We start from the raw sequence: 22,891 nt of genomic DNA, 5'->3' as shown, positions 1-22,891 counted from the left end.
CTAATCATTTACTAATTTAGTTGAAATATGAAAAAGTGCATCACCTTGATAAACAATAGGCGATTCGTTTACATTAATTACATAGCCACTATTAGAGGTTTTTACAAAGTGATTAAACTTACCATAAGGGTCTGTTATATGTCCAATAACCTGACCTTTTTCTACTTTAGAACCAATAGCTATTGAAGCCTTAAACATTCCAGAATAACTAGCACGAATCCAACGGCTTTCATTTATAAAAACGACAGATTTTTTGGGCTCAGACACTTTAAATTTTCTTTGAAGCATTCCAAAATGAGCTAAAATACGCTTAGCTCCATTTACACCAGTATTTGTAACATCATTATCTATATGAATTGATTTCCCACCTTCAAATAGCAAGATTGGTTTATTCATACGGTTACAAGTGTTTCTAAAAGATTTATTTAAATTCTTAGAATAGAGAACAAACGGCGCACCAAAAATTTTGGCAGCAATATTTAACTCTTCGTTACCTTCAGCAATTCTTATTTGTGGTGCATTAAAACGCAAAGCGCCACCGGTATGGAAATCCATTATAAAATCGGCATGAGGTACAATTTCAGAAACTAAAGAATATGCAACTCGGCTCGCTAAAGAACCCGATTTACTACCAGGAAACACGCGATTTAGATCGCGTCCATCTGGAAACTCACGTTCCATATTAATAAATCCAAAAACATTTAAAACAGGAACGCAAATTATAGTTCCTATTTTGGGTTTATTAATTCCTTTTGAGATAATTTGACGAACAATTTCTACTCCATTAATTTCGTCTCCGTGAATACCTGCCGTAAATAAAATAACAGGTCCTGGCTTTTTAGAGCGCTCCACAATAATTGGGATATCTACTAGTGTTCCAGTGTGTAATTTGGCAACATTAAAGCTAATTTCTACGCTTTGTCCAGGTTTAATTGTTTCTCCTAAAATGTTTAAATCGTTATTTTCAATGCTCATAATTAAACGTTACGTTCGATATAACGAATAATAGTAGATGCAATATCTTTTTTTGTAGCTGCCTCAATACCTTCTAATCCTGGAGAAGAATTAACCTCTAAAATTAACGGTCCACGAGCAGATTGTAATAAATCTACACCACAAATACCTAAACCAAGAGATTTAGCAGCTTTTAAAGCAGCATTTTCTTCTTCGTCTGTAAGCTCAATTATATTAGCACTTCCTCCTCTGTGTAAATTAGATCTAAATTCACCTTCTTTACCTTGACGTTTCATAGCGCCTACTACTACGCCATCAACTATAAAAACACGGATATCTGCTCCTTTAGACTCCTTAATAAATTCTTGTACAATAACACGCGCTTGTAATCCATTAAAAGCTTCTATTACAGATTCTGCTGCATTATTTGTTTCAGCTAAAACAACACCTAATCCTTGTGTTCCTTCTAATAACTTAATAACTAATGGTGCTCCACCAACATAATCGATAACACTTTGAACTCCATCTTTTGCATAGTTAGAAAACACCGTTTTTGGCATTCCTAAACCTGCTCTCGAAAGCACTTGCAAACTACGCAGTTTATCACGAGACCTTACTAAAGCTTGAGATTCTACAGCTGTAAACACTTTCATCATTTCAAATTGTCTTACCACAGCAGTTCCATAAAAAGTTACAGAAGCACCAATTCTAGGTATAACAGCATCGCATTCTAAAGTTCTTCCTTTAAAGATAACCTTTGGGTTTTTCTTTTCAATAACAATATCACACATTAATGGATCGATGATTTCAACTTCGTGCTTACGCTTTTTAGCGGCTTCTACAAGACGTTTAGTAGAATATAAATGAGCGTTTCGGGATAAAATTATTATTTTCATTATTTTATGTTGATGTATTATTATTTATCAAAAATAGTATTATTTACTATACTTAAGGTTACTTTATTTAGAGAGCTCTTTATTTAAAAAGGATAAGTTTTTTAAATTAATATCTACAAGAAATTTCTTGGAAAGAAATTTTCGTCCAATTAAAATAGGATATTTCATTTCAGATCTAGTACTTAAGGTAAGATCAATTTTATATTTCTTCTCAAAAAGAATAACAGATGTTTTAACCATATATCTTTTCTGAACGATTCCATTACTACTTTTAACTTTCGTTGTAGAAAAGGTTTTAAAGACTATAATTTTTTTATTATAATTTGGATGTTCTTTATCGAAAAACAAGCATTTTAATAAATTATCTTCTTCAATTACTTTGTGACAATGCATAGAAGACGTAAAAGCTCCTGTGTCTATTTTAATATCTATATCAAATAAATCAAGAGTCGGAAAGTCTACTTTATCTACTCTGCCTATAATTTTTTTTGGCATTTTTAAAACTTAAATTTATGGTGCAAATTAACAAAAAAGTTGGTTTAAACTAATCTTGTAATCATAATTACTATCTAAAATATTTTTTAAGTATTATCTTTGGGTTAATGGATAATCCTTCACTAGAAATACAGTTAAAAACCTTACCTAATTCTCCAGGTGTGTATCAGTATTATGATGCAGAAGGTACGATTATATACGTAGGTAAAGCGAAGAATTTAAAAAAACGAGTTACCTCTTATTTTACAAAAACCCACGACAACGGAAAAACTAGAGTTTTAGTAAGTAAAATATCTAATATAAAACATATTGTTGTTGAAACTGAAACCGATGCTTTATTATTAGAGAATAACTTAATTAAAAAACACAAGCCGCGCTACAATGTTCTATTAAAAGACGACAAAACCTATCCGTGGATTTGTATTAAAAACGAACGCTTTCCAAGAGTATTCCCTACACGTCGCGTTATTAAAGATGGAAGTGAGTATTTTGGACCGTACACAAGTATGAAAACGGTTAAAACCTTGTTAGGCTTAATAAAAGGACTTTATAAATTACGAACCTGTAATTATAAATTATCTCAAGAAAATGTAAACTCAGGAAAATTTAAAGTCTGTTTAGAATACCATTTAGGAAATTGTAAAGGTGCATGTGAAGGTAGAGAGACTGAAGGAAGTTATCATGAAAACATAGAAGCAATTAGAGCCATTTTAAAAGGAAATTTTAAAGATTCATTAGAACAGTTTAAACATCAAATGCATTTATTCGCCGAAGAAATGTTATTTGAAGATGCCCAAAAAATAAAAGAAAAAATTGAAGTCTTAGAAAATTACCAAGCCAAGTCTACTATAATAAATCCAAAAATTAGTAACGTGGATGTCTTCTCGATTGTAAGTGATGAAATATATGGTTACATAAATTTTCTTCAAATATCTTATGGTTCAATTATACGTTCGCACACCTTAGAAATTAAAAAGAAATTAGACGAAACCGATAAGCAATTATTGGAGCTTGCTATTATTGAAATACGAGCGCGTTTTAATTCAAATTCAAAAGAAATTTACGTCCCATTTCTTGTTGCAGTAGGCGATGAAATAAAAGTAAGTCTACCACAACTAGGAGATAAAAAGAAAATTTTAGACCTCTCTATTCGTAATGCAAAATATTACAGAATGGAACGTTTTAAGCAAGTTAAAATTACAGATCCAGATCGACACGTCAAGCGTATTATGGCACAAATGAAAAAAGATCTACTTCTAAGCGAAGAGCCTAGACATATTGAATGTTTTGATAATTCTAACATACAAGGTACTAATCCTGTGGCTGCATGTGTCGTTTTTAAAAATGGTAAACCTAGCAAAAAAGATTACAGGAACTTTAATATTAAAACCGTTGTTGGCCCAGACGATTTTGCATCTATGGAAGAGGTTGTTTTTAGACGCTATAAACGTTTACTCGACGAAAAAGAACCTTTACCGCAATTAATAATTATTGATGGTGGAAAAGGACAATTATCTTCAGCTTTAAAAAGCTTAGACGCTTTAGGATTGAGAAATACTATAGCAATTATAGGAATTGCAAAACGTTTAGAAGAATTATTCTATCCGGACGACCCAATTCCACTATATTTAGATAAAAAAAGTGAAACACTAAAAATTATACAGCAATTAAGAAACGAAGCACACCGCTTCGGAATAGAGCATCACAGGAATAAAAGAAGTAAACAAGCATTAAATACAGAAATGGAAAGCATTCCTGGAATTGGAGAAAAAACCATTATAGATTTGTTAAAAGTTTTTAAGTCTGCCAAACGAATTGCTAATGCAAAACTAGATGAACTTGAACAAGTTGTTGGTGTTTCTAGAGCAGAAAAAATTTATAGCTATTATCATAAAAACGAAAACGAATAAATGAAATCATTTATCATCGCAACATTATTTTTAATCACCTTTTGCACGAACGTACTTGCACAAGAGAAACCTATAAAAGAACCAAAAGTTGGTTTAGTTTTAAGTGGTGGTGGCGCAAAGGGCTTAGCACATATTGGTGCTTTAAAAGTTATAGACAGCTTAGGTATTCGTATAGATTATATTGGTGGCGCAAGTATGGGATCTATTATAGGATCACTCTATGCCTCTGGTTATTCTGGCAAACAATTAGACTCTATTTTTAAAGGTGTAGATTTCGATAAAATTTTAAACGACGAGATTCCAAGAGGTGCAAAAACCTTTTACGAGCGCGAAAATCACGAAAAATATGCGGTAATACTGCCTTTCGATAAATTTAAGGTTCACCTACCATCAGCCTTATCTAGAGGTCAAAATACCTTCAACCTATTATCGAAACTTACATTACATGTTAATAATGTACATGATTTTAGTAAACTCCCAATTCCATTTTTCTGCATGGCTACAAACATAGAAACAGGACAACCTGTTCTATTAGACAAAGGTAATCTAGCACAAGCTGTAAAAGCAAGTAGTGCATTTCCTTCGTTATTTCAACCTGTAATGATAGATGAGCAATTACTAATTGATGGTGGTGTAACTAATAACTATCCCATAGACGAATTACGTGCCAAAGGCATGGATGTTATAATTGGTGTAGATGTGCAAGACGGACTTGCAAATAGAAGCGACTTATCTTCTGCTCCTGCTATATTATTTCAAATAAATAATTTTCGTACCATAAACGATATGAAGATTAAAGCGACTAAAACAGATATTTATATTAAACCTGATATTACCAAGTTTAACGTTGTGTCTTTTGATGCTGGTGAAAAAATAGTTGAAAATGGAGAAATTGCAGCAAAATTAAAAAGTTATGAATTAAGCGATCTAGCCAAATTACAAACTAAAAAGAGAAAGAATATTATAGAACCTAAAACACCAGATAGTCTACAAATAAATCAAATATTATTTAAAGGCCTAGACAACTATACCATCTCTTATGTTTTAGGTAAATTAAAACTAAAACCCTATGAGAAAGTAAGCTATAATCACTTTATAAGTGGAGCAAATAATTTAGTTGGCACAAATAACTTCGACAGCTTTACCTATAAACTAATTCCATCAACTATTGATGGTGTTGATGGTTACGACTTACACACAGAGATTAATGAAACTAGCAAAACAACTGCTCTAAAATTTGGTCTTCATTACGATGGTTTATATAAAAGTGCACTCTTAGCTAATATTACCAAAAAGCAAGTATTATTTAAAAGTGATATTATGTCTTTAGATTTAATTGCAGGAGATAACGTGAGATATAATTTTGAATATTATATAGACAAGGGATTCTATTGGAGTGTTGGTTTAACCTCTCGCTATAACGAGTTTAACAAAAACGTTGCTGCTTCTGCCTTATTATCTCAACAGGCTATAACCGCTGCAGGAGTAAACAAACTAGGTATTAAGGCCACAGACATTACCAATAAAATATTCGTACAAACACAATACAAAAACGATTTATCATTAACACTTGGAGCAGAGCATAAACGCCTAAAATTAACGTCGGAAACCCTATTATCATCTTCCAACCAAAGTGAAACGACCTTCGATAAAAGCGATTATCTAAGTGCCTTTGCTAATTTAAGATTCGATTCTTTCGACAATAAATACTATCCTAATGAAGGCTTTTATTTTAATAGCGATTTTAATCTGTATATTTATTCTTCAGATTTCAACAAGAATTTTACTCAATTTTCAATTATAAAAGCAGGTTTGGGTTATGCGTATTCTTTCTCTCCAAAACTAAGTACGACTATAAGTAGTGAAGCCGGTACCAAAATAAATGGAAAAAACACCAAATACCTCGATTTCGTTTTAGGAGGCTATGCAAATAATTTTATAAATAATTTTAAAACCTTCTATGGTTACGATTATTTATCGCTTCCTGGAGATAGCTTTATAAAAGGAACTATAACTTTAGATTACGAAATTTTTAACAAAAACCATATAACGCTAATAGCAAATTACGCTAATGTCGAGGACGACTTATTTAGTTCAGAAGATATAGAATGGTTTTCTCTCCCAGACTACTCAGGTTATGCCTTAGGATATGGAGTGGAAACATTTCTAGGACCTATAGAAGCAAAAGCGAGTTTCTCGCCAGAAACAAAAGAAACCTACTGGTTTTTCAACCTAGGTTTTTGGTTTTAAAAATTACATTTTTTAAACTCCAAAAATTTCACGATATTTGTTAATGATGAATCACTCTTGGCAAGACATATTAACCTTCCTAAAATTTCTTATTAAAAGAAATCCAGAGTAGCCTGCATTTTCCTTTTTCCGCATTTAGTAAAGTAAAAAGTCTCACTTAATACTTTAAATTTTTAACTCAAAAACTTAAAAAATGCCGTTTTATCACAAATTAGGAAACATACCGCATAAAAGACACACACAATTTAGAAAAGAAGATGGGTCTTTATATTCCGAACAACTTTTTGGAACCATAGGTTTCGATGGTATGAGCACAAACTCTTACCACGAACAACGTCCAACACAAGTAAAAGAAATAAAAAAGCAATACAGTGTTGCACCTAAAATTGCAAAAGAAAACCACATACAATCCTATCGTTTTAGAGGCTTTCAAGTAAAACCAGAAAACGATTACCTAGAAAGCCGTAAAGCCGTTTTAACAAATAGCGATTGTACCATAATTTTAGCAGCACCTAAACACTCTACAACAGACTATTTCTATAAAAATTCTGATGCAGACGAAATGATCTTTATCCACAAAGGCTCAGGGAAATTGAGAACACATCTTGGTAATCTAGACTTTAAATATGGAGATTATTTAATAATCCCTCGTGGTATAATCTATAAAATAGATTTCGACACCGAAGACAACAGACTCTTTATTGTAGAATCTCGCAGACCAATTTACACACCAAAACGCTATAGAAATCACTTCGGGCAACTTTTAGAACATTCGCCATTTTGCGAACGCGATATCCGCAGACCATACGAATTAGAAACCAATAACGAATCTGGAGATTTTTTAATGAAAGTTAAAAAACAAGGCGACATTTTCGATATGGTATACGCCTCACACCCTTTCGATGTTGTGGGCTACGATGGTTACAATTACCCATACGCATTATCAATTCACGATTTCGAACCCATTACAGGTCGCATACACCAACCACCACCAGTACACCAAACCTTCGAAACAGACGCCTTTGTAATCTGTAGTTTTGTACCACGCATGTACGATTACCACCCACAAAGTATTCCTGCACCTTACAACCACAGTAATATAGATAGTGACGAAGTATTGTACTACGTAGATGGCGATTTTATGAGCCGTAACGATATAGACCAAGGGCATATTTCACTGCACCCAGCAGGTATTCCACACGGTCCACACCCAGGAACAGCAGAGAAAAGTATAGGTAAAACCAAAACCGAAGAATTAGCAGTCATGGTAGACACTTTCAAGCCTTTAATGGTTACAGAAGAAGCCATGAAAATTGCGGATGAAGATTACCACAAATCTTGGTTAGATCATTAGAAGCTATTTCCTGCTTTACACTATATTTTTTTTTGAGAAAAACAAAAAAGGATGCCGTTTCAACTGCGAAGCAATCACTAAACTCCATATAAATAAGAGTCTTGTGAAGTAATCAGGGCTAGAATACTTGTAAGGTAATAGTAAAAACAATATAACAATACCAACTTATTAAGTTGGTTCTCTTTCAAACGAAAGAATAAGACATAAATATTATGAGTAAAAAAGAAGTAAAATCAGTAAACTACGGTTTAGAAAAAATATTTGAAGGTGCACAAGATTTCCTTCCGCTTTTAGGAACAGACTACGTAGAATTCTACGTTGGTAACGCCAAACAAGCAGCACATTTTTACAAAACAGCATTTGGTTTTCAATCTTATGCCTATAAAGGATTAGAAACAGGATCTAGAGACTCTGTTAGTTATGTATTAAAACAAGACAAAATTCGTTTAGTTTTAACAACACCATTAAACAGTAAATCTGAAATAAACAACCACATTGTAAAACATGGAGATGGCGTAAAAGTCGTTGCTCTTTGGGTAGATGATGCGAGGAAATCTTACGAAGAAACCACAAAACGTGGTGCAAAATCGTACATGGAACCAACCGTAGAAAAAGACGAATTTGGAGAAGTAGTAAGAGCAGGAATCTATACTTATGGAGAAACTGTGCACATGTTTGTAGAACGCAAAAACTATACTGGAACATTTATGCCAGGATTTCAAGCATGGGAAAGCGATTACAATCCAGAGCCAGTAGGTTTAAAATATATCGACCATATGGTTGGTAATGTTGGTTGGGGACAAATGAACGAGTGGGTAAAATGGTACGAAGATGTTATGGGCTTTGTAAACTTTTTATCTTTCGACGATAAGCAAATTCACACAGAATACTCTGCTCTTATGAGTAAAGTAATGAGTAATGGAAATGGTCGTATTAAATTTCCAATAAACGAACCTGCAAAAGCTGCTAAAAGATCTCAAATTGAAGAATACTTAGACTTTTACGAAGGTTCAGGAGTACAACACATTGCTGTAGCAACAGACGATATTATTAAAACCGTTGCACAATTAAAAGCTAGAGGAATAGAATTTTTACCACCTCCACCACAATCATATTATGACGATATCCCAAACCGATTAGGTGATCACATGGACATGATGAAAGAAGATATTGGCGAGCTTCAAAAACTATCGATAATGATAGATGCTGACGAAGAAGGTTACTTACTTCAAATTTTCACAAAACCAGTCGAAGATAGACCTACTTTGTTTTTTGAAATCATACAACGTATGGGAGCACAAGGTTTTGGAGCAGGAAACTTTAAAGCGCTATTCGAATCTATTGAGCGAGAGCAAGAAAAAAGAGGAACACTTTAATATATAATCTGTCAAAAAAAAATCATTAAAAAATACCGTCTATTATTTAGATGGTATTTTTTTGTTTTATACTTTTGGAATAGTAATTGTAATCTTATGTTTATAATGCAATAAATGCTTTAAAATAAAGTTGATTATAATAACTCAAATCTTATGAAAAAATTACTACTTATATTACTCACAATAGCCTCAATAAATATTACTTCTGCACAAGACGGTGCGTTTGGAGATGGCGAATGGTTCAAATTTAAAATGAGCTACAGTAATTTCTTTAAAGCAGGAAATGCAACTTTATCTGTAAAAGAAAAAGATCTTAATGGAAAACCTGTATTTCATGTTGTTGGAAAAGGCTGGACCACCGGAATGGCAAAATGGTTTTTCAAAGTAAAAGACCGCTACGAGAGCTATTTTGATGCAGAAAAAATGATACCATATAAGTTTATTAGAGATATAGACGAAGGAGGACACACTAAAAAATTAGAAATTGATTTCGATCATACCAATAAAACAGCCCAAATACATAACAAAAAACACAACACTAAAAAAACGGTAGACATCAAGCCAAATGTTCAAGACATGGTTTCTACATTCTATTATTTACGTAATAAGTTGGATGTTTCAAATTTAAAAGCTGGAGACGAAATAAAATTAGATATGTTTTTTGATGAAGAGAACTATGGTTTTAAATTAAAATACTTAGGAGAAGAAACTATTAAAACAGAGTTTGGTAAAATTGAAACTCTAAAATTTAGACCTTACGTTATGGCTGGTCGCGTCTTTAAAGAGGAAGAAAGTTTAACGCTTTGGGTTTCTAAAGATAAAAATAAAGTACCTTTACGTATTAAGGCAGACTTAGCCGTTGGTTCTTTAAGAGCAGATCTTGAGGCTTTTAAAGGATTAAAACATCCGTTTAAAATTGTAGTTGATAATTAAATGAGTATAGATAATAAAATAACCGACCAACTAAAGAATAAATACGAAGCAATAGACCAAAATGTAAATACTCATTTGGAAGGTTTATTACATAGTAAACCAATAGACTATTGGGATTATATACAAACAGACGCTCTATTAAATCTACAAATACAACGTACAGTATTTCCAGACGAAATGGTGTTTTTAATGTACCACCAAGTAAACGAATTATTATTTAAAATGATTCTTTGGGAAATAGATCAAGTCGCAAAAAAAGAAGACATCACTGCTTCCTTTTTTGAAACAAAAATAATGCGTATTAGTCGTTATTTCGATGTACTTACATCTTCTTTTACTGTAATGAAAGATGGAATGGACGTAGAGCAATATAATAAGTTTAGACACACTTTAACGCCCGCTAGTGGTTTTCAAAGTGCACAATACAGAAAAATTGAATTTGCCTCTACAGAACTTATCAATCTTATAGATAATCGTTTTAGAGAAAGCATAGACAGAAACACACCTTTTGAACATGCATTTGAACACTTATATTGGCAAGCAGCAGGTAAAGATTATAAAACTGGTAAAAAAACGTATACATTAACAGTTTTCGAAGAGAAATACAAAGACGAATTTATTAGATTTGTAAAATTCACTAACACACATAACTTGTGGTCAATTTTTAAAAAATTACCAAAAGACGTTAGAGAAGACAAAGATTTAATTAAAGCAATGCGTCATTACGATTACACAGTAAACATTACTTGGGTAATGGCACATTATAACACAGCAAACCACTATCTTAACATTGGTGGAAAAGCAGTAGAAGCAACAGGAGGAAGCGAATGGGTAAAATATATGCATCCAAAGTATCAAAGAAGAATATTCTTTCCAGATCTATGGAGTCAACAGGAACTAGACGATTGGGGAAAAAATGTATAATAGCAGTTTTATGCTTTATTTCTATTTTAAGCTGTAAAAAAGAGGTCGAAAATAGCGACGCTCTTGACACAGCATTAGTTGAAGAACCCAAAGAAATTTTCGAATTTGGATTTAATTTAGAAAATTATATCGTTAAGAAAGATACTATTAAAAATGGTGATACTTTCGGAAAGATTTTAGAGCGCAACAACATTTCTTATCCTAAAATTTTTGAAATAACAAACAAATCAAAAGATAGTTTTGATGTAAGCAGGAATCTACAATTAGGTAAGCCTTATACCTTATTATGTTCTAATGACTCTCTTCAAAGTCCAAAATGTTTTATTTACCAGCCTACAAAAGAACGTTATGTTGTTATAGATTTTCAAGATTCTATTAAAACTTATACAAGTTACAAACCTATTAAATATGTTGAAAAAACAGCTTCAGGAGTAATTACTTCAAACATTTCTCAAGCTATGAGCGACGAAGGCAAGCCATTTATGTTAGCCTTAAAAATGAGTGATATTTATGCTTGGACCATAGATTTTTCAAGACTTCAAAAAAATGATAAATACAAGGTTGTTTATACTGAAAAATATATTGATGATTCTATTTACGCAGGAATTCACGAAATAAAGGCAGCCTATTTCGAGCACAACAAAGAACCATTTTACGCATTTAATTTCGAAACAGACTCCGTTTTAGGTATTCGCGATTATTTTAGTGACGAAGCTAAAAATTTACGTCGTGCCTTTTTAAAAGCACCAGTAAATTTTAGTCGTATTTCATCGCGATACAATCTTAAAAGACGTATTGCACATTATGGATATCGAATAAAAGCACACAGAGGCACAGACTTTGCAGCTCCTAATGGAACACCTATAATGTCTACAGCAAATGGAACCGTTACAAGATCTGGTTATGGTTTAGGTAATGGTAAATTTGTTAAAGTAAAGCATAACGCAACTTACAGCACGCAATACCTTCATATGTCTAAAAGAAACGTAAAGGTTGGTGATTTTGTAAAACAAGGAGAAATTATTGGTTATGTTGGAAATACCGGAAGCTCATCTGGAAACCATGTATGCTATCGTTTTTGGAAAAATGGAAAAGAAGTTGATCCCTTTAAAGAAAAACTACCAGAAGCCAAACCAATTTCCGATAGCCTAAAAATTAAATTTTTAGAGCACATAAGACCAATAAAAACTCAATTAGAACAATTAGATTATCCAAAAAAACTTATAGAACCCGATAGTTTGAACACAGAACTAGACGAACACAAACTAATTACTTAGACCACTACAAAAATGGCACTACCATCAATCAACCCAACAACTACGAAAGCTTGGAAAGCATTACAAAATCATTTTGATGATGTTAAACAAGTTAATATTAAAGAACTGTTTTCTTCAGATAAACAAAGAGCAGATAACTTTAAAATAGATTGGGAAGATTTTTATGTAGATTTCTCTAAAAACCGTATCACAAAAGAGACCTTCAAACTCCTTTTAGAACTTGCAGATCAAGTAAAACTAAAGGAAGCTATTACGGCTTACTACTCAGGAGACATTATAAACAAAACTGAAAACAGAGCCGTTTTACACACTGCCTTACGCGGAAAAGAAAGCGATGTAGTATTAGTAGACGAAAAAAATGTTATGCCAGAAATTTTCGCTGTTAAAGCAAAAATGAAAGACTTTACAAACGAAGTTGTATCTGGTAATAAAAAAGGATATACCAACAAACCCTTTACAGATGTTGTAAATATTGGAATTGGAGGTAGTGACTTAGGTCCTGCCATGGTGGTAGAATCTCTTCAGTTTTATAAAAACCATCTAACTACTCATTTCGTAAGCAATGTAGATGGCGACCATGTTAACGAAGTTATAAAAAAGTTAAATCCTGAAACAACTCTTTTTGTTATAGTATCTAAAACTTTTACAACACAAGAAACCTTATCTAATGCAAATACACTTCGAGAGTGGTTTCTAAAACATGGCAAGCAAGAAGATATTGCTAAACACTTTGTAGCAGTATCAACAAACACTGAAAAAGTAAAAGCTTTTGGTATTGAAGAAGCTAATATTTTCCCAATGTGGAATTGGGTAGGTGGACGCTTTTCTCTTTGGAGCGCTGTTGGTTTAACAGTAAGTCTAGCTGTTGGATTCGAGAACTTTAATAAGTTATTAAAGGGAGCCAATGAAATGGATATTCATTTTAAAACCGAAGAATTCGAAAATAACATTCCTGTTGTTTTAGCTTTAATAAGCGTTTGGTATAATAACTTTTTTGGAGCTGAAAGCGAAGCAGTAATTGCTTACTCTCAATATTTAAATCAATTTGCTACTTACCTCCAACAAGGTATTATGGAGAGTAATGGAAAATCTATAGACAGAAATGGAAATAGAGTAAATTATGAAACAGGTACACTAATATGGGGAGAACCAGGCACTAACTCTCAGCATGCCTTCTTTCAACTTATACATCAAGGCACAAAATTAATTCCAGCAGATTTTATTGGGTTTGCAGAAAGCCTTCATGGCAACAAAGACCATCAAGACAAATTAATATCTAACTATATTGCCCAAACTGAAGCACTTTTAAACGGTAAAACCGAAGCGCAGGTACTAGAGGAATTAAAAGGCCAAAAAATATCAGATCAAGAAATAAAAGATTTACTTCCTTTTAAAGTTTTTGAAGGTAATAAACCTACCAACTCAATCTTCATTGAAAAATTAACTCCAGAGAGCTTAGGTAAGCTAATAGCCATGTATGAGCATAAGATATTCGTACAAGGAATTATCTGGAATATATATAGTTATGATCAATTTGGTGTAGAGCTTGGAAAACAATTAGCTAGTACAATTTTAGAAGACATTAAATTTAACACTTCAGAGAATCATGATGCTTCTACCCTAAATCTTTTAGAATACTTTAAAAAATTTAGATAATAATTGTTAAAAAAACTGTTAATAGTTTTTTTTATTAATAATAAAATATCCGCTAATAAAAACTATCTTTAAAAAGTGAAAATTTGTTAACATTAAGTTAATATTAAAGGCTTTATTATCCCTATTTTTGCAAAAAAATTAAAACATATTAACTTTAATTAAACCAAATGAAAAACACTATTAAAATGTTGTTTTTTGCAGTAACTATCTTAAGTTCTGCAATTACTATGGCTCAAAGTACAGTAACAGGAACTGTATTAGATCCAGAAACTAATTATCCTTTACCTGGTGTAAACATTTTAGAAGCAGGTACTTCTAATGGGATTTCTACAGATTTCGACGGTAATTTTAGCATTGTAACTAAATCTAAAGACGCAACAATAATTGTATCTTACGTAGGTTACTTATCTCAAGAATTTACAATTACAGGTAGTAAAGACCTTGGGAGTATTACTTTAGCTCCAAGTGAATTTGGGTTACAAGAAGTTAATATTATGGCATCTGTAGCTGTAGACAGAAAAACACCAGTTGCAGTATCTACTATTAGAGCAGCCGATATTGAATTAAAACTTGGAACTCAAGAATTTCCAGAAGTTTTAAAATCTACTCCAGGAGTATACGCTACTAAAAGTGGTGGTGGTTATGGAGATGGACGTATTAATTTACGTGGATTTACATCAGAAAACGTTGCTGTAATGATTAATGGTGTACCAGTAAACGATATGGAAAATGGTCAAGTATACTGGTCTAACTGGGCTGGATTAGGAGACGTTACTAGTTCTATGCAAGTACAAAGAGGATTAGGAGCTTCTAAAGTTGCTGTACCTTCTATTGGAGGAACAATAAATATTATTAGCAAAACTACTGATACGGAAGAAGGAGGAAATATATACACAACTTTAGCTAATGATGGTTATAAAAAATTCGGTTTCACTTATTCTACTGGATTAATGGAAAATGGTTTTGCTGCTACAGTATCTGGATCTAAAACAGATGGTGACGGTTATGTAGATGGAACAGAGTTTAATGCAGTTTCTTATTTCGTAAATATTTCAAAAGAAATAAACGACAACCATAAATTATCTTTTACTGCTTTTGGTGCCAAACAACGTCATGGTCAAAGACAAAACAGAAACACTATTGAAACTTACACAGAGAGTGAAAGAGGAAGAAAGTTTAACCCAGATTGGGGATACAAAAACGGAGAAGTAACTCACGTTGAAGATAACTTTTACCACAAACCGCAAATATCTTTAAACCACTATTGGACAATTAACGATAAAACATCTGTGTCTACTGCAGCGTATGCATCTTTCGGATCTGGAGGAGGTGGCGGTACAGCTGGAGAAGAAAGTTCTAAATTTAATTTAGGAAGTTCAGATTATAGATTAGGAAATAAAGGTCCTATTGATTTAGATAAAATTGTTGATGAAAACATTGCAAATGGTGCAAATGGTTCTACAGCAGCATTAAGAGCATCTAGAAACGATCACGTTTGGTATGGTGTTATCTCTACATTAAAAACTGATTTAACAGACGAGTTAGTGCTTTTAGGAGGTTTAGATTATAGAAACTATAAAGGAATACACTATCAAGAAGTAACAGATTTATTAGGAGGACAATACTTAGCAGACGATAGCAATGTAAACAACCCTAATGCAACATTACAAGTTGGTGATAAAAGAAGTTATTCTAACGACGGATTAGTTGGATGGTACGGAGCATTTACTCAATTAGAATATTCTAAAGACAAATTAGCAGCATTCGTATCTTTATCAGCTTCAAACACTTCTTATAAAAGAGTAGATTACTTTAACTATTTAGATAGCGATCCATTACAAGAAACAGACCGTTACAACTTTTTTGGTTACGGAGCAAAAGGAGGAGCTAACTATAATATTGATGACAACCATAATGTTTTTGCTAACATAGGTTACTTTGAAAAAGCACCACTTTTTGATGCTGTATTTACTCAGTTTGATAACGAGCATATTATTGAAGATGCTGAAAACCAAAAAATTACTAGTTTTGAACTAGGTTATGGTTTTAGAAGCGAAAAATTAACAGCTAACGTTAACATTTACAGAACACTGTGGAAAGATAGATCTGAAACTGTATCATTCGATCAACCAGATGGAACATTTGCATCTGCAAACGTTTTAGGTGTAAATGCTATTCACCAAGGTATTGAAGTAGATTTAAAATATAAAGCTACAGAAAAATTAACATTAACAGGTGTTGCTTCTCTTGGAGATTGGAAATGGGATAACAACGTAGAGAATGTTCAAATTTTTAACGATGACCAAGAATTAGTTAAAACTGTGAACTTATTTATTGAAGATTTACATGTAGGTGATGCTGCGCAAACAACATTTGCTTTAGGTGGTAGCTACAAATTAGCTCCTAAAACAAGATTTATTGTAGATTATAACTACTATACTAATCTATATGCAGATTTCGATCCTAGTGATAGAAATGATCCAAGTTATACAGAAGATGCATGGGAACTACCTGCTTACGGTCTTTTTGACACAGCACTTAGCCATGGTTTTGCTTTTGGAGGTTTCGATGCTAAATTAACAGGTAGAATAAACAATATTTTCGATACTGAGTATGTTTCTGATGCTAGAGATGGTTCAAATTCTAATGCTCAAACATCTACAGTATTTTATGGTTACGGAAGAACATTTAGTGTTGGACTGAAACTTAACTTTTAAAAAAATAAAAATGAAAAAAATAGTTTATTTATTAGCAATTATTGGAGCATCTGTTTTAACAGGATGTAATCCTTTAGAAGATATTAATAACGATATCGACTCAATAGAAAGACCGATTGTTGGCGACGATGTAATTACATTAACAACTGACGACTATGCAGCAATAGTTGAGCAAGGTGAAGATGACGAACCAGATTATTATGAAACATTCGAAGCTTTTAGCTCTGTAGATGATGCAAAAAATATGCTACCTCCTTTTTTAAGTAGCAAATACCCTTTATGGGGACAAGGATCATCTGTGTTAGTTAATTATAATTTATATGATGGTAATCCTTCAGATGTATCAAGCTTTGTTAATGCTGATAGTTATACATTAGTCTCTGAAGATTACCCAATTGAAGGTGCAAATGCTTTTTATCAAAATGAAGATTCACAAGCAACTATTAGTAATCTTCTATTAAATGAAATTGCAACTCCAGAAATAGGAGATGTTGTAAGAGCTCAATACAGACAATTTACAGAAGAACCAGTTGTAGGTTTTGCAGCGTTAGAAGAATATGTTTTTGAAGACAACTTAGCGGGTTGGAGTACAGAAGAAGTTTCTGGAAACGATTCTGTTTGGTTAACAAACTCAAGCTACATTCAAGGAAATGGTTTTATTAATGGCGCAGCTTCTGCTAACGAAGAATGGTTAGTTTCTCCGGCTATAGATTTAGCAGGTGAAACAAATGTAAAATTCCAAATTGCACATGCAATTAAATATGCAAATGATCCTTCTGTACTTAAGATTTTAGTATCTACAGATTATGCAAATGATATTGCTACTGCTACTTGGGATGAAATTACATTAGCTACACCAGCATCAGAAGATGACTTAGACCCATCTGAAGATTACGACTTTTCAGCTTACGATGGTCAAACAGTAAACATTGCATTAAAATATGTATCTACACTTACTAACGCAGGACGTTGGAGAGTAGCATCAGTAACACTTAAAACAGTAGGTATTGAAGGTGATACACTAACAAAATCTGATTACTACCAATTTTCTGAAGCTGGAACTTGGGAACTTGTTAATGATGTAAGATATTTAACATCTGATGATTATGACTTCATGGGTGAAAGCCAAGGACAGCCAGGACAGTTTAATAACTTTAGTGGATCTTTATTAGCTAGCGATTACTTACCAGCATTCTTAAGCTTAAAGTACCCTTTTGCTCAGGAAGAAGATTCTATGTACATAATGTACAGGTATTATGCAGGTAGCACAATACAAACTATAACAAAAGGTAATTTGTACACTGTTATTAATGGTGTTTGGACGCCAAGTATAGCTTCTCTACAGTTTGGTTTTGACAATGGAATCTGGGTTCCAGATAACACTATTAAATATACTTTAGTATCAGCAGATTACTCTTACGCAGCTTCTCAACTATTAACAACAGAAGGTTTTGAGGCAGCAGCAGCAAACTTAAACCAATACGGAAACTTTAATACCGCTACAGGTACTTCTGGGTGGAGTACTGAAATGGTTGCAACTGCAATGGCAATATTATTAGATAACCTATATCCAAATGCGGAAGAGGCTCAAAAATATCTTTTAACATTCGATATTTTTAATGCAGGTCCTGGAGTACAAGACATGCATCTTATTAAAACAAATGGCGAGTGGGTACTATTTAACTAATACCTATCACTATATTATTAAAAACCGCTTATTTAAAGAAGCGGTTTTTTTATGACTAATAATTACTACATTTGTTATATAACTAATTAAAACACAAATTATGATTAAAATGTTGCACTCTTATTGGGCATATCTCGTCTTCTTTATGATGATAACAGCCGCAGGAAATGCATTAATAAAACATTTTGGAAAAAAAGAGTACGAGCCAAGAGATTTTAGAATTGCCTTATTCACTTTAATCGTATCGCATATCCAATTACTTATTGGTATTGTATTATGGTTCTCACAAGATTATTTTGGAGAGCTTTCTGTAGGAGAAGTTATGAGCAATAAAGCAATACGCTCTAATGCTATCGAGCATCCTCTTGCCATGATTTTAGCAGTTGCATTCATTACAATTGGTTATTCTAAACACAAAAAGAAATTAACCTCAGCTGGAAAACTAAAGCCTTTGGCTATATTTTATACGTTAGCACTAATTTTAGTATTAGCAAAGATTCCTTGGAGTATTTGGTTCTAATCTTTACTATTATAACAAACAAAAACGCCAACTAAATTAGTTGCGTTTTTTGTTTTAAAATAAAATTCTTTAAGACTTCTGTATATTTTTAGCTTCAATACTTAAGGTAGCATGTGGCACTAATTCTAATCGCTTTGGATTAATTAATTTACCAGTTACACGGCAAACGCCATAGCTCTTATTCTCTACTCTAATTAAAGCATTTTTAAGATCACGAATAAATTTCTCTTGTCTAATAGCTAAAGCAGAATTAGATTCTTTACTGTTAACCGCACTACCTTCATCAAAGGCTTTAAATTGAGGCGAAGTATCTTCTGTACCATTATTATGGTCATTCATGTACGCACTTTTAATAAGCTCTAAATCGTGCTTTGCGCTCTCTATTTTTTCTTGAATTATAACTTTAAAAGCTGCTAATTCCTTATCTGAATATCTTACTGTGTGTTCTGATGACATACTATTAGTGTTTTGTGATAAATAACTTAGTATTTATAGTGTCGAATGCAATATCTATACCATTATCTAACTGTTCTACAATCTCAAGACTATCTGTTAATGTTTCGGCCTTAATATATTCTAAATTTGTTTTCACTGCTTTAGTAATTTCTTCATGTTTTTGCAATTTAACAGAAATACGATCTGTAACCTCAAAACCTGAATCTTTACGTAAATTCTGAATACGATTTACAAGCTCTCTCGCAATACCTTCTTCTCGTAAACCTTCAGAAATTGTTACATCTAAAGCAACTGTTAATGCGCCTTCACTAGCAACAAGCCATCCTTCGATATCTTGAGAAGTAATATCCACATCTGTACGTTCTAAAGTAATGCTTTTTCCATTACACTCGACATCGATACTTCCGTTTTGTTCGATATTTTTAATGTCGTCTGCATTAAACTTCTGTATTTGCCCAGCAATAAGCTTCATGTCTTTTCCAAAACGTGGTCCCAATGCTTTAAAATTAGGTTTTATTTGCTTAACTAAAATATCTGAAGCATCTTCTATTAGCTCCACATCCTTAATATTTACTTCACTCTTAATTAAATCTGCTACCGCTAAAATTTCTTCTTTCTGTTCTTCTGAACTTACAGGAATCATTATTTTTTGTAACGGCTGACGTACTTTAATTTTTTCTTTAGCTCTTAAGGATAGCACCAAAGAACATATTGTCTGTGCAGCCTCCATTTTTCGTTCTAAAGCTTTATCTATAAAGCGTTCATCACTTACTGGGAACTCTGCCAAATGTACACTTTCAAAGGTCTCTGTATGTGTTGTATTTGTTAAGTCTAAGTAAAGTTTATCCATAAAAAATGGTGCAATTGGCGCTCCAAGTTTTGCTATGGTTAACATACAAGTATATAATGTTTGGTAAGCCGAAATCTTATCTTGTTGATAATCACCTTTCCAGAAACGTCTTCTACTTAAACGTACATACCAGTTACTTAAATAATCTTGAGTAAAGTTGGAAATTGCACGTGCTGCTTTTGTTGGTTCGTACTCTGCATAGTACTCATCTACTTTTTGAATTAGTGTATTTAATTCTGAAAGTATCCATCTATCTATCTCAGGTCTTAATTCTAGAGCAACCTCATCTTCAGCATAAGTAAACTTATCAAGGTTTGTATATAATTGAAAGAATGAATAGGTGTTATAAAGTGTTCCGAAGAACTTACGCTTCACCTCTTCTATTCCTTCTAAATCGAATTTTAAATTATCCCATGGATTTGCATTCGCGATCATATACCAACGCGTAGCATCTGCTCCATAAGTATCTAAAGTTTCGAAAGGATCCGTTGCATTACCCAAACGTTTAGACATTTTCTGCCCGTTTTTATCTAACACTAAACCATTAGACACTACATTTTTATACGCTACAGAATCGAATACCATAGTTGCAATCGCATGAAGTGTGTAAAACCATCCACGTGTTTGGTCTACACCTTCCGCAATAAAATCTGCTGGAAACGATTCGTTACTATCAATCTTCTCTTTATTCTCAAAAGGATAATGCCATTGTGCATAAGGCATAGAACCAGAATCGAACCAAACGTCTATAAGATCGCTTTCACGTTTCATTGTTTGTCCGCTTTCTGAAACTAATACAATCTCATCAACAATGTTTTTATGTAAATCTATTTTAGCATAGTTTTCTTCGGAATTGTTTCCAACTTCGAAATCAGCAAAAATATCTTCAGCTAAAACACCAGCAGAAACTGCCTTTTTCATCTCAGCTTTTAATTCTTCAACAGAACCAATACAAATTTCTTCTTTACCATCTTCGGTTCTCCAAATTGGTAATGGTATTCCCCAATAACGAGAACGCGATAAATTCCAATCGTTTGCGTTTGCTAACCAGTTTCCAAATCGACCTTCTCCAGTAGATTTTGGTTTCCAATTAATACTCGTGTTAAGCTCGTGCATACGACCTTTAACATCTGTAACTTTAATAAACCAAGAGTCTAATGGGTAATAAAGAATTGGTTTATCTGTACGCCAACAATGTGGATAACTGTGCTTGTATTTCTCAACCTTAAAGGCTTTATTTTCTTCTTTTAACTTAATAGCTAACTCAACGTCTATTGAACGTTCTGGCGCTTCACCATCGTTATAATATTCGTTTTTAACATACTTACCACCAAACTCTTTCATCTCCGGTCTAAAACGACCTTGTAAATCTACAAGTGGTACTAAGTTATCGTTCTCATCTTTTACTAAAAGTGGTGGGATTTCTGGTGATGCTTGTTTTGCTACTAAAGCATCATCTGCTCCAAAAGTTGGCGCTGTATGTACTATTCCTGTACCATCTTCGGTAGTTACAAAATCTCCTGCGATAACTCTAAAAGCATCTTGAGGATTATCGTTTGGTAAAGCGTATGCTAATAATTGTTCGTATTTAATACCAACAAGATCTTTACCAACAAACTCTTTTACTACAAAATATGGAATTACTTTGTCTCCATCTTTGTATTCTAAAAGTGCTGCTTTATCTTCAACCTGATTGAATAGTTTTCCAGCAAATTGTTTTGCGACCAATAGTTTGGCCATAATCACATTCATTGGTTTGAATGTGTACTGGTTATAAGTCTCTACTAAAACATAATCTATTTTTGGCCCAACAGTTAATGCTGTATTACTTGGTAATGTCCATGGTGTTGTAGTCCATGCTGTAAAATGAATATCGCCTTCGTTCTGTAAAAAATCTGGCAATGTACTTTCTATTGCTTTAAACTGAGCAACAATAGTTGTATCGGTTACATCTTGGTATGCACCTGGTTGGTTAACCTCGTGAGAACTTAAACCTGTACCTGCTTTTGGTGAATAAGGCTGAATAGTATAACCTTTATACATTAATTTCTTAGTGTATATTTCTTTCAATAACCACCATACTGTTTCCATGTATTTAGGTTCGTAAGTAATGTATGGATCCTCCATATCTACCCAATAACCCATTTTTTGAGTTAAATCGTTCCAAACATCTGTATAACGCATAACTGCTTTTCTACAAGCTGCGTTATAATCTTCTACAGAAATAGTTTTACCAATATCTTCTTTGGTAATACCTAATTCTTTCTCTACACCCAATTCTATTGGTAATCCATGCGTATCCCAACCTGCTTTACGCTTTACTTGGTAACCTTTCATGGTTTTGTAACGTGGAAAAATATCTTTGATAGCACGTGCTAAAACATGATGTACACCTGGTAGCCCATTTGCACTTGGTGGTCCTTCGAAAAACACATAAGGTTCTGCATTTTCACGAGTAGTTACACTCTTTTCGAAGATGTTATTTTCTTGCCAGTATGCTAAAATTTCTTCTGCTACGTTTGGTAAGTTAAGTCCTTTATATTCAGGGAATCCTGCACTCATTTTTTCTAATTTCATCTATTTGTATTATTTTCCTATAAAGTCACATGGAATAAGTCAATTGAGACCATTTCTAA

General features: G+C 32.9%; 16 protein-coding genes. 11 read left to right on the top strand and 5 right to left on the bottom strand.

What is annotated here, in order from left to right:
* The 3 genes from ASC44_RS10235 to ASC44_RS10225 all read right to left on the bottom strand — a co-directional run bounded on the left by ASC44_RS10235 (position 1) and on the right by ASC44_RS10225 (position 2,345).
* Positions 1-975, bottom strand: a complete 975-nt coding sequence (locus ASC44_RS10235) for a succinylglutamate desuccinylase/aspartoacylase family protein (RefSeq protein WP_055447504.1) — start codon at positions 973-975, stop codon at positions 1-3.
* A gap of 2 nt (positions 976-977) precedes the next feature.
* The gene (gene rimK / locus ASC44_RS10230) at positions 978-1,850 is read right to left on the bottom strand and encodes a 30S ribosomal protein S6--L-glutamate ligase (protein WP_055447503.1); all 873 of its coding nucleotides are present in this window, start codon (positions 1,848-1,850) and stop codon (positions 978-980) included.
* 63 nt (positions 1,851-1,913) lie between these two features.
* Positions 1,914-2,345, bottom strand: coding sequence for an ATP-dependent zinc protease family protein (locus ASC44_RS10225; RefSeq protein ID WP_055447502.1), 432 nt, complete (start codon positions 2,343-2,345; stop codon positions 1,914-1,916).
* A gap of 107 nt (positions 2,346-2,452) precedes the next feature.
* Between ASC44_RS10225 and uvrC the strand changes: the two genes are divergently transcribed.
* From uvrC to ASC44_RS10170, 11 genes are all read left to right on the top strand, one after another.
* Positions 2,453-4,255, top strand: a complete 1,803-nt coding sequence (uvrC, locus tag ASC44_RS10220; RefSeq protein ID WP_055447501.1) for an excinuclease ABC subunit UvrC — start codon at positions 2,453-2,455, stop codon at positions 4,253-4,255.
* Positions 4,256-6,505 (top strand): patatin-like phospholipase family protein, encoded by a 2,250-nt coding sequence (locus ASC44_RS10215; RefSeq protein ID WP_055447500.1) that lies wholly within the window; start codon positions 4,256-4,258, stop codon positions 6,503-6,505.
* A 193-nt stretch (positions 6,506-6,698) separates the two neighbouring features.
* On the top strand, positions 6,699-7,859 hold the full coding sequence (locus tag ASC44_RS10210; RefSeq protein ID WP_055447499.1) for a homogentisate 1,2-dioxygenase: 1,161 nt from the start codon (positions 6,699-6,701) through the stop codon (positions 7,857-7,859).
* A 212-nt stretch (positions 7,860-8,071) separates the two neighbouring features.
* Positions 8,072-9,235, top strand: a complete 1,164-nt coding sequence (gene hppD, locus ASC44_RS10205; protein ID WP_055447498.1) for a 4-hydroxyphenylpyruvate dioxygenase — start codon at positions 8,072-8,074, stop codon at positions 9,233-9,235.
* A 153-nt stretch (positions 9,236-9,388) separates the two neighbouring features.
* Entirely contained in the window at positions 9,389-10,168 is a 780-nt protein-coding gene (locus ASC44_RS10200; RefSeq protein ID WP_055447497.1) for a DUF3108 domain-containing protein, read from the top strand.
* The gene (locus ASC44_RS10195) at positions 10,169-11,092 is read left to right on the top strand and encodes a tryptophan 2,3-dioxygenase family protein (protein ID WP_055447496.1); all 924 of its coding nucleotides are present in this window, start codon (positions 10,169-10,171) and stop codon (positions 11,090-11,092) included.
* On the top strand, positions 11,050-12,369 hold the full coding sequence (locus ASC44_RS10190; protein WP_055447495.1) for a M23 family metallopeptidase: 1,320 nt from the start codon (positions 11,050-11,052) through the stop codon (positions 12,367-12,369). The genes ASC44_RS10195 and ASC44_RS10190 overlap by 43 nt, the downstream gene beginning before the upstream one ends.
* Before the next feature lie 12 nt (positions 12,370-12,381).
* Entirely contained in the window at positions 12,382-14,025 is a 1,644-nt protein-coding gene (gene pgi, locus ASC44_RS10185; RefSeq protein WP_055447494.1) for a glucose-6-phosphate isomerase, read from the top strand.
* 167 nt (positions 14,026-14,192) lie between these two features.
* Positions 14,193-16,742, top strand: coding sequence for a TonB-dependent receptor (locus ASC44_RS10180; RefSeq protein ID WP_055447493.1), 2,550 nt, complete (start codon positions 14,193-14,195; stop codon positions 16,740-16,742).
* Positions 16,743-16,752: 10 nt separating this feature from the next.
* Entirely contained in the window at positions 16,753-18,429 is a 1,677-nt protein-coding gene (locus tag ASC44_RS10175) for a choice-of-anchor J domain-containing protein (protein WP_055447492.1), read from the top strand.
* Positions 18,430-18,529: 100 nt separating this feature from the next.
* Positions 18,530-18,949, top strand: a complete 420-nt coding sequence (locus ASC44_RS10170) for a hypothetical protein (RefSeq protein WP_055447491.1) — start codon at positions 18,530-18,532, stop codon at positions 18,947-18,949.
* 69 nt (positions 18,950-19,018) lie between these two features.
* Here ASC44_RS10170 and ASC44_RS10165 read toward each other — a convergent pair whose 3' ends face one another.
* Both ASC44_RS10165 and ileS read right to left on the bottom strand, forming a co-directional pair.
* Positions 19,019-19,405 (bottom strand): TraR/DksA family transcriptional regulator, encoded by a 387-nt coding sequence (locus ASC44_RS10165; protein WP_055447490.1) that lies wholly within the window; start codon positions 19,403-19,405, stop codon positions 19,019-19,021.
* A 4-nt stretch (positions 19,406-19,409) separates the two neighbouring features.
* Entirely contained in the window at positions 19,410-22,817 is a 3,408-nt protein-coding gene (ileS, locus tag ASC44_RS10160) for an isoleucine--tRNA ligase (RefSeq protein ID WP_055447945.1), read from the bottom strand.
* Between the last annotated feature and the right edge of the window lie 74 nt (positions 22,818-22,891).

Source organism: Lacinutrix mariniflava, assembly GCF_001418015.1.
GTDB classification, from domain to species: Bacteria; Bacteroidota; Bacteroidia; order Flavobacteriales; family Flavobacteriaceae; genus Lacinutrix; species Lacinutrix mariniflava.
The sequence above is the reverse complement of the archived record's forward strand: the minus strand, read 5'-3'. Positions and strand labels throughout refer to the sequence as shown.

Bases quoted from the DNA above. Each gene is read 5' to 3' on its own strand.
- pgi (WP_055447494.1), top strand. From the start codon at position 12,382: ATGGCACTACCATCAATCAACCCAACAACTACGAAAGCTTGGAAAGCA.
- ASC44_RS10210 (WP_055447499.1), top strand. From the start codon at position 6,699: ATGCCGTTTTATCACAAATTAGGAAACATACCGCATAAAAGACACACA.
- ileS (WP_055447945.1), bottom strand. From the start codon at position 22,817: ATGAGTGCAGGATTCCCTGAATATAAAGGACTTAACTTACCAAACGTA.
- hppD (WP_055447498.1), top strand. From the start codon at position 8,072: ATGAGTAAAAAAGAAGTAAAATCAGTAAACTACGGTTTAGAAAAAATA.
- ASC44_RS10235 (WP_055447504.1), bottom strand. From the start codon at position 975: ATGAGCATTGAAAATAACGATTTAAACATTTTAGGAGAAACAATTAAA.
- ASC44_RS10190 (WP_055447495.1), top strand. From the start codon at position 11,050: ATGGAGTCAACAGGAACTAGACGATTGGGGAAAAAATGTATAATAGCA.
- ASC44_RS10225 (WP_055447502.1), bottom strand. From the start codon at position 2,345: ATGCCAAAAAAAATTATAGGCAGAGTAGATAAAGTAGACTTTCCGACT.
- rimK (WP_055447503.1), bottom strand. From the start codon at position 1,850: ATGAAAATAATAATTTTATCCCGAAACGCTCATTTATATTCTACTAAA.
- uvrC (WP_055447501.1), top strand. From the start codon at position 2,453: ATGGATAATCCTTCACTAGAAATACAGTTAAAAACCTTACCTAATTCT.
- ASC44_RS10170 (WP_055447491.1), top strand. From the start codon at position 18,530: ATGATTAAAATGTTGCACTCTTATTGGGCATATCTCGTCTTCTTTATG.
- ASC44_RS10215 (WP_055447500.1), top strand. From the start codon at position 4,256: ATGAAATCATTTATCATCGCAACATTATTTTTAATCACCTTTTGCACG.
- ASC44_RS10195 (WP_055447496.1), top strand. From the start codon at position 10,169: ATGAGTATAGATAATAAAATAACCGACCAACTAAAGAATAAATACGAA.
- ASC44_RS10165 (WP_055447490.1), bottom strand. From the start codon at position 19,405: ATGTCATCAGAACACACAGTAAGATATTCAGATAAGGAATTAGCAGCT.
- ASC44_RS10180 (WP_055447493.1), top strand. From the start codon at position 14,193: ATGAAAAACACTATTAAAATGTTGTTTTTTGCAGTAACTATCTTAAGT.
- ASC44_RS10175 (WP_055447492.1), top strand. From the start codon at position 16,753: ATGAAAAAAATAGTTTATTTATTAGCAATTATTGGAGCATCTGTTTTA.
- ASC44_RS10200 (WP_055447497.1), top strand. From the start codon at position 9,389: ATGAAAAAATTACTACTTATATTACTCACAATAGCCTCAATAAATATT.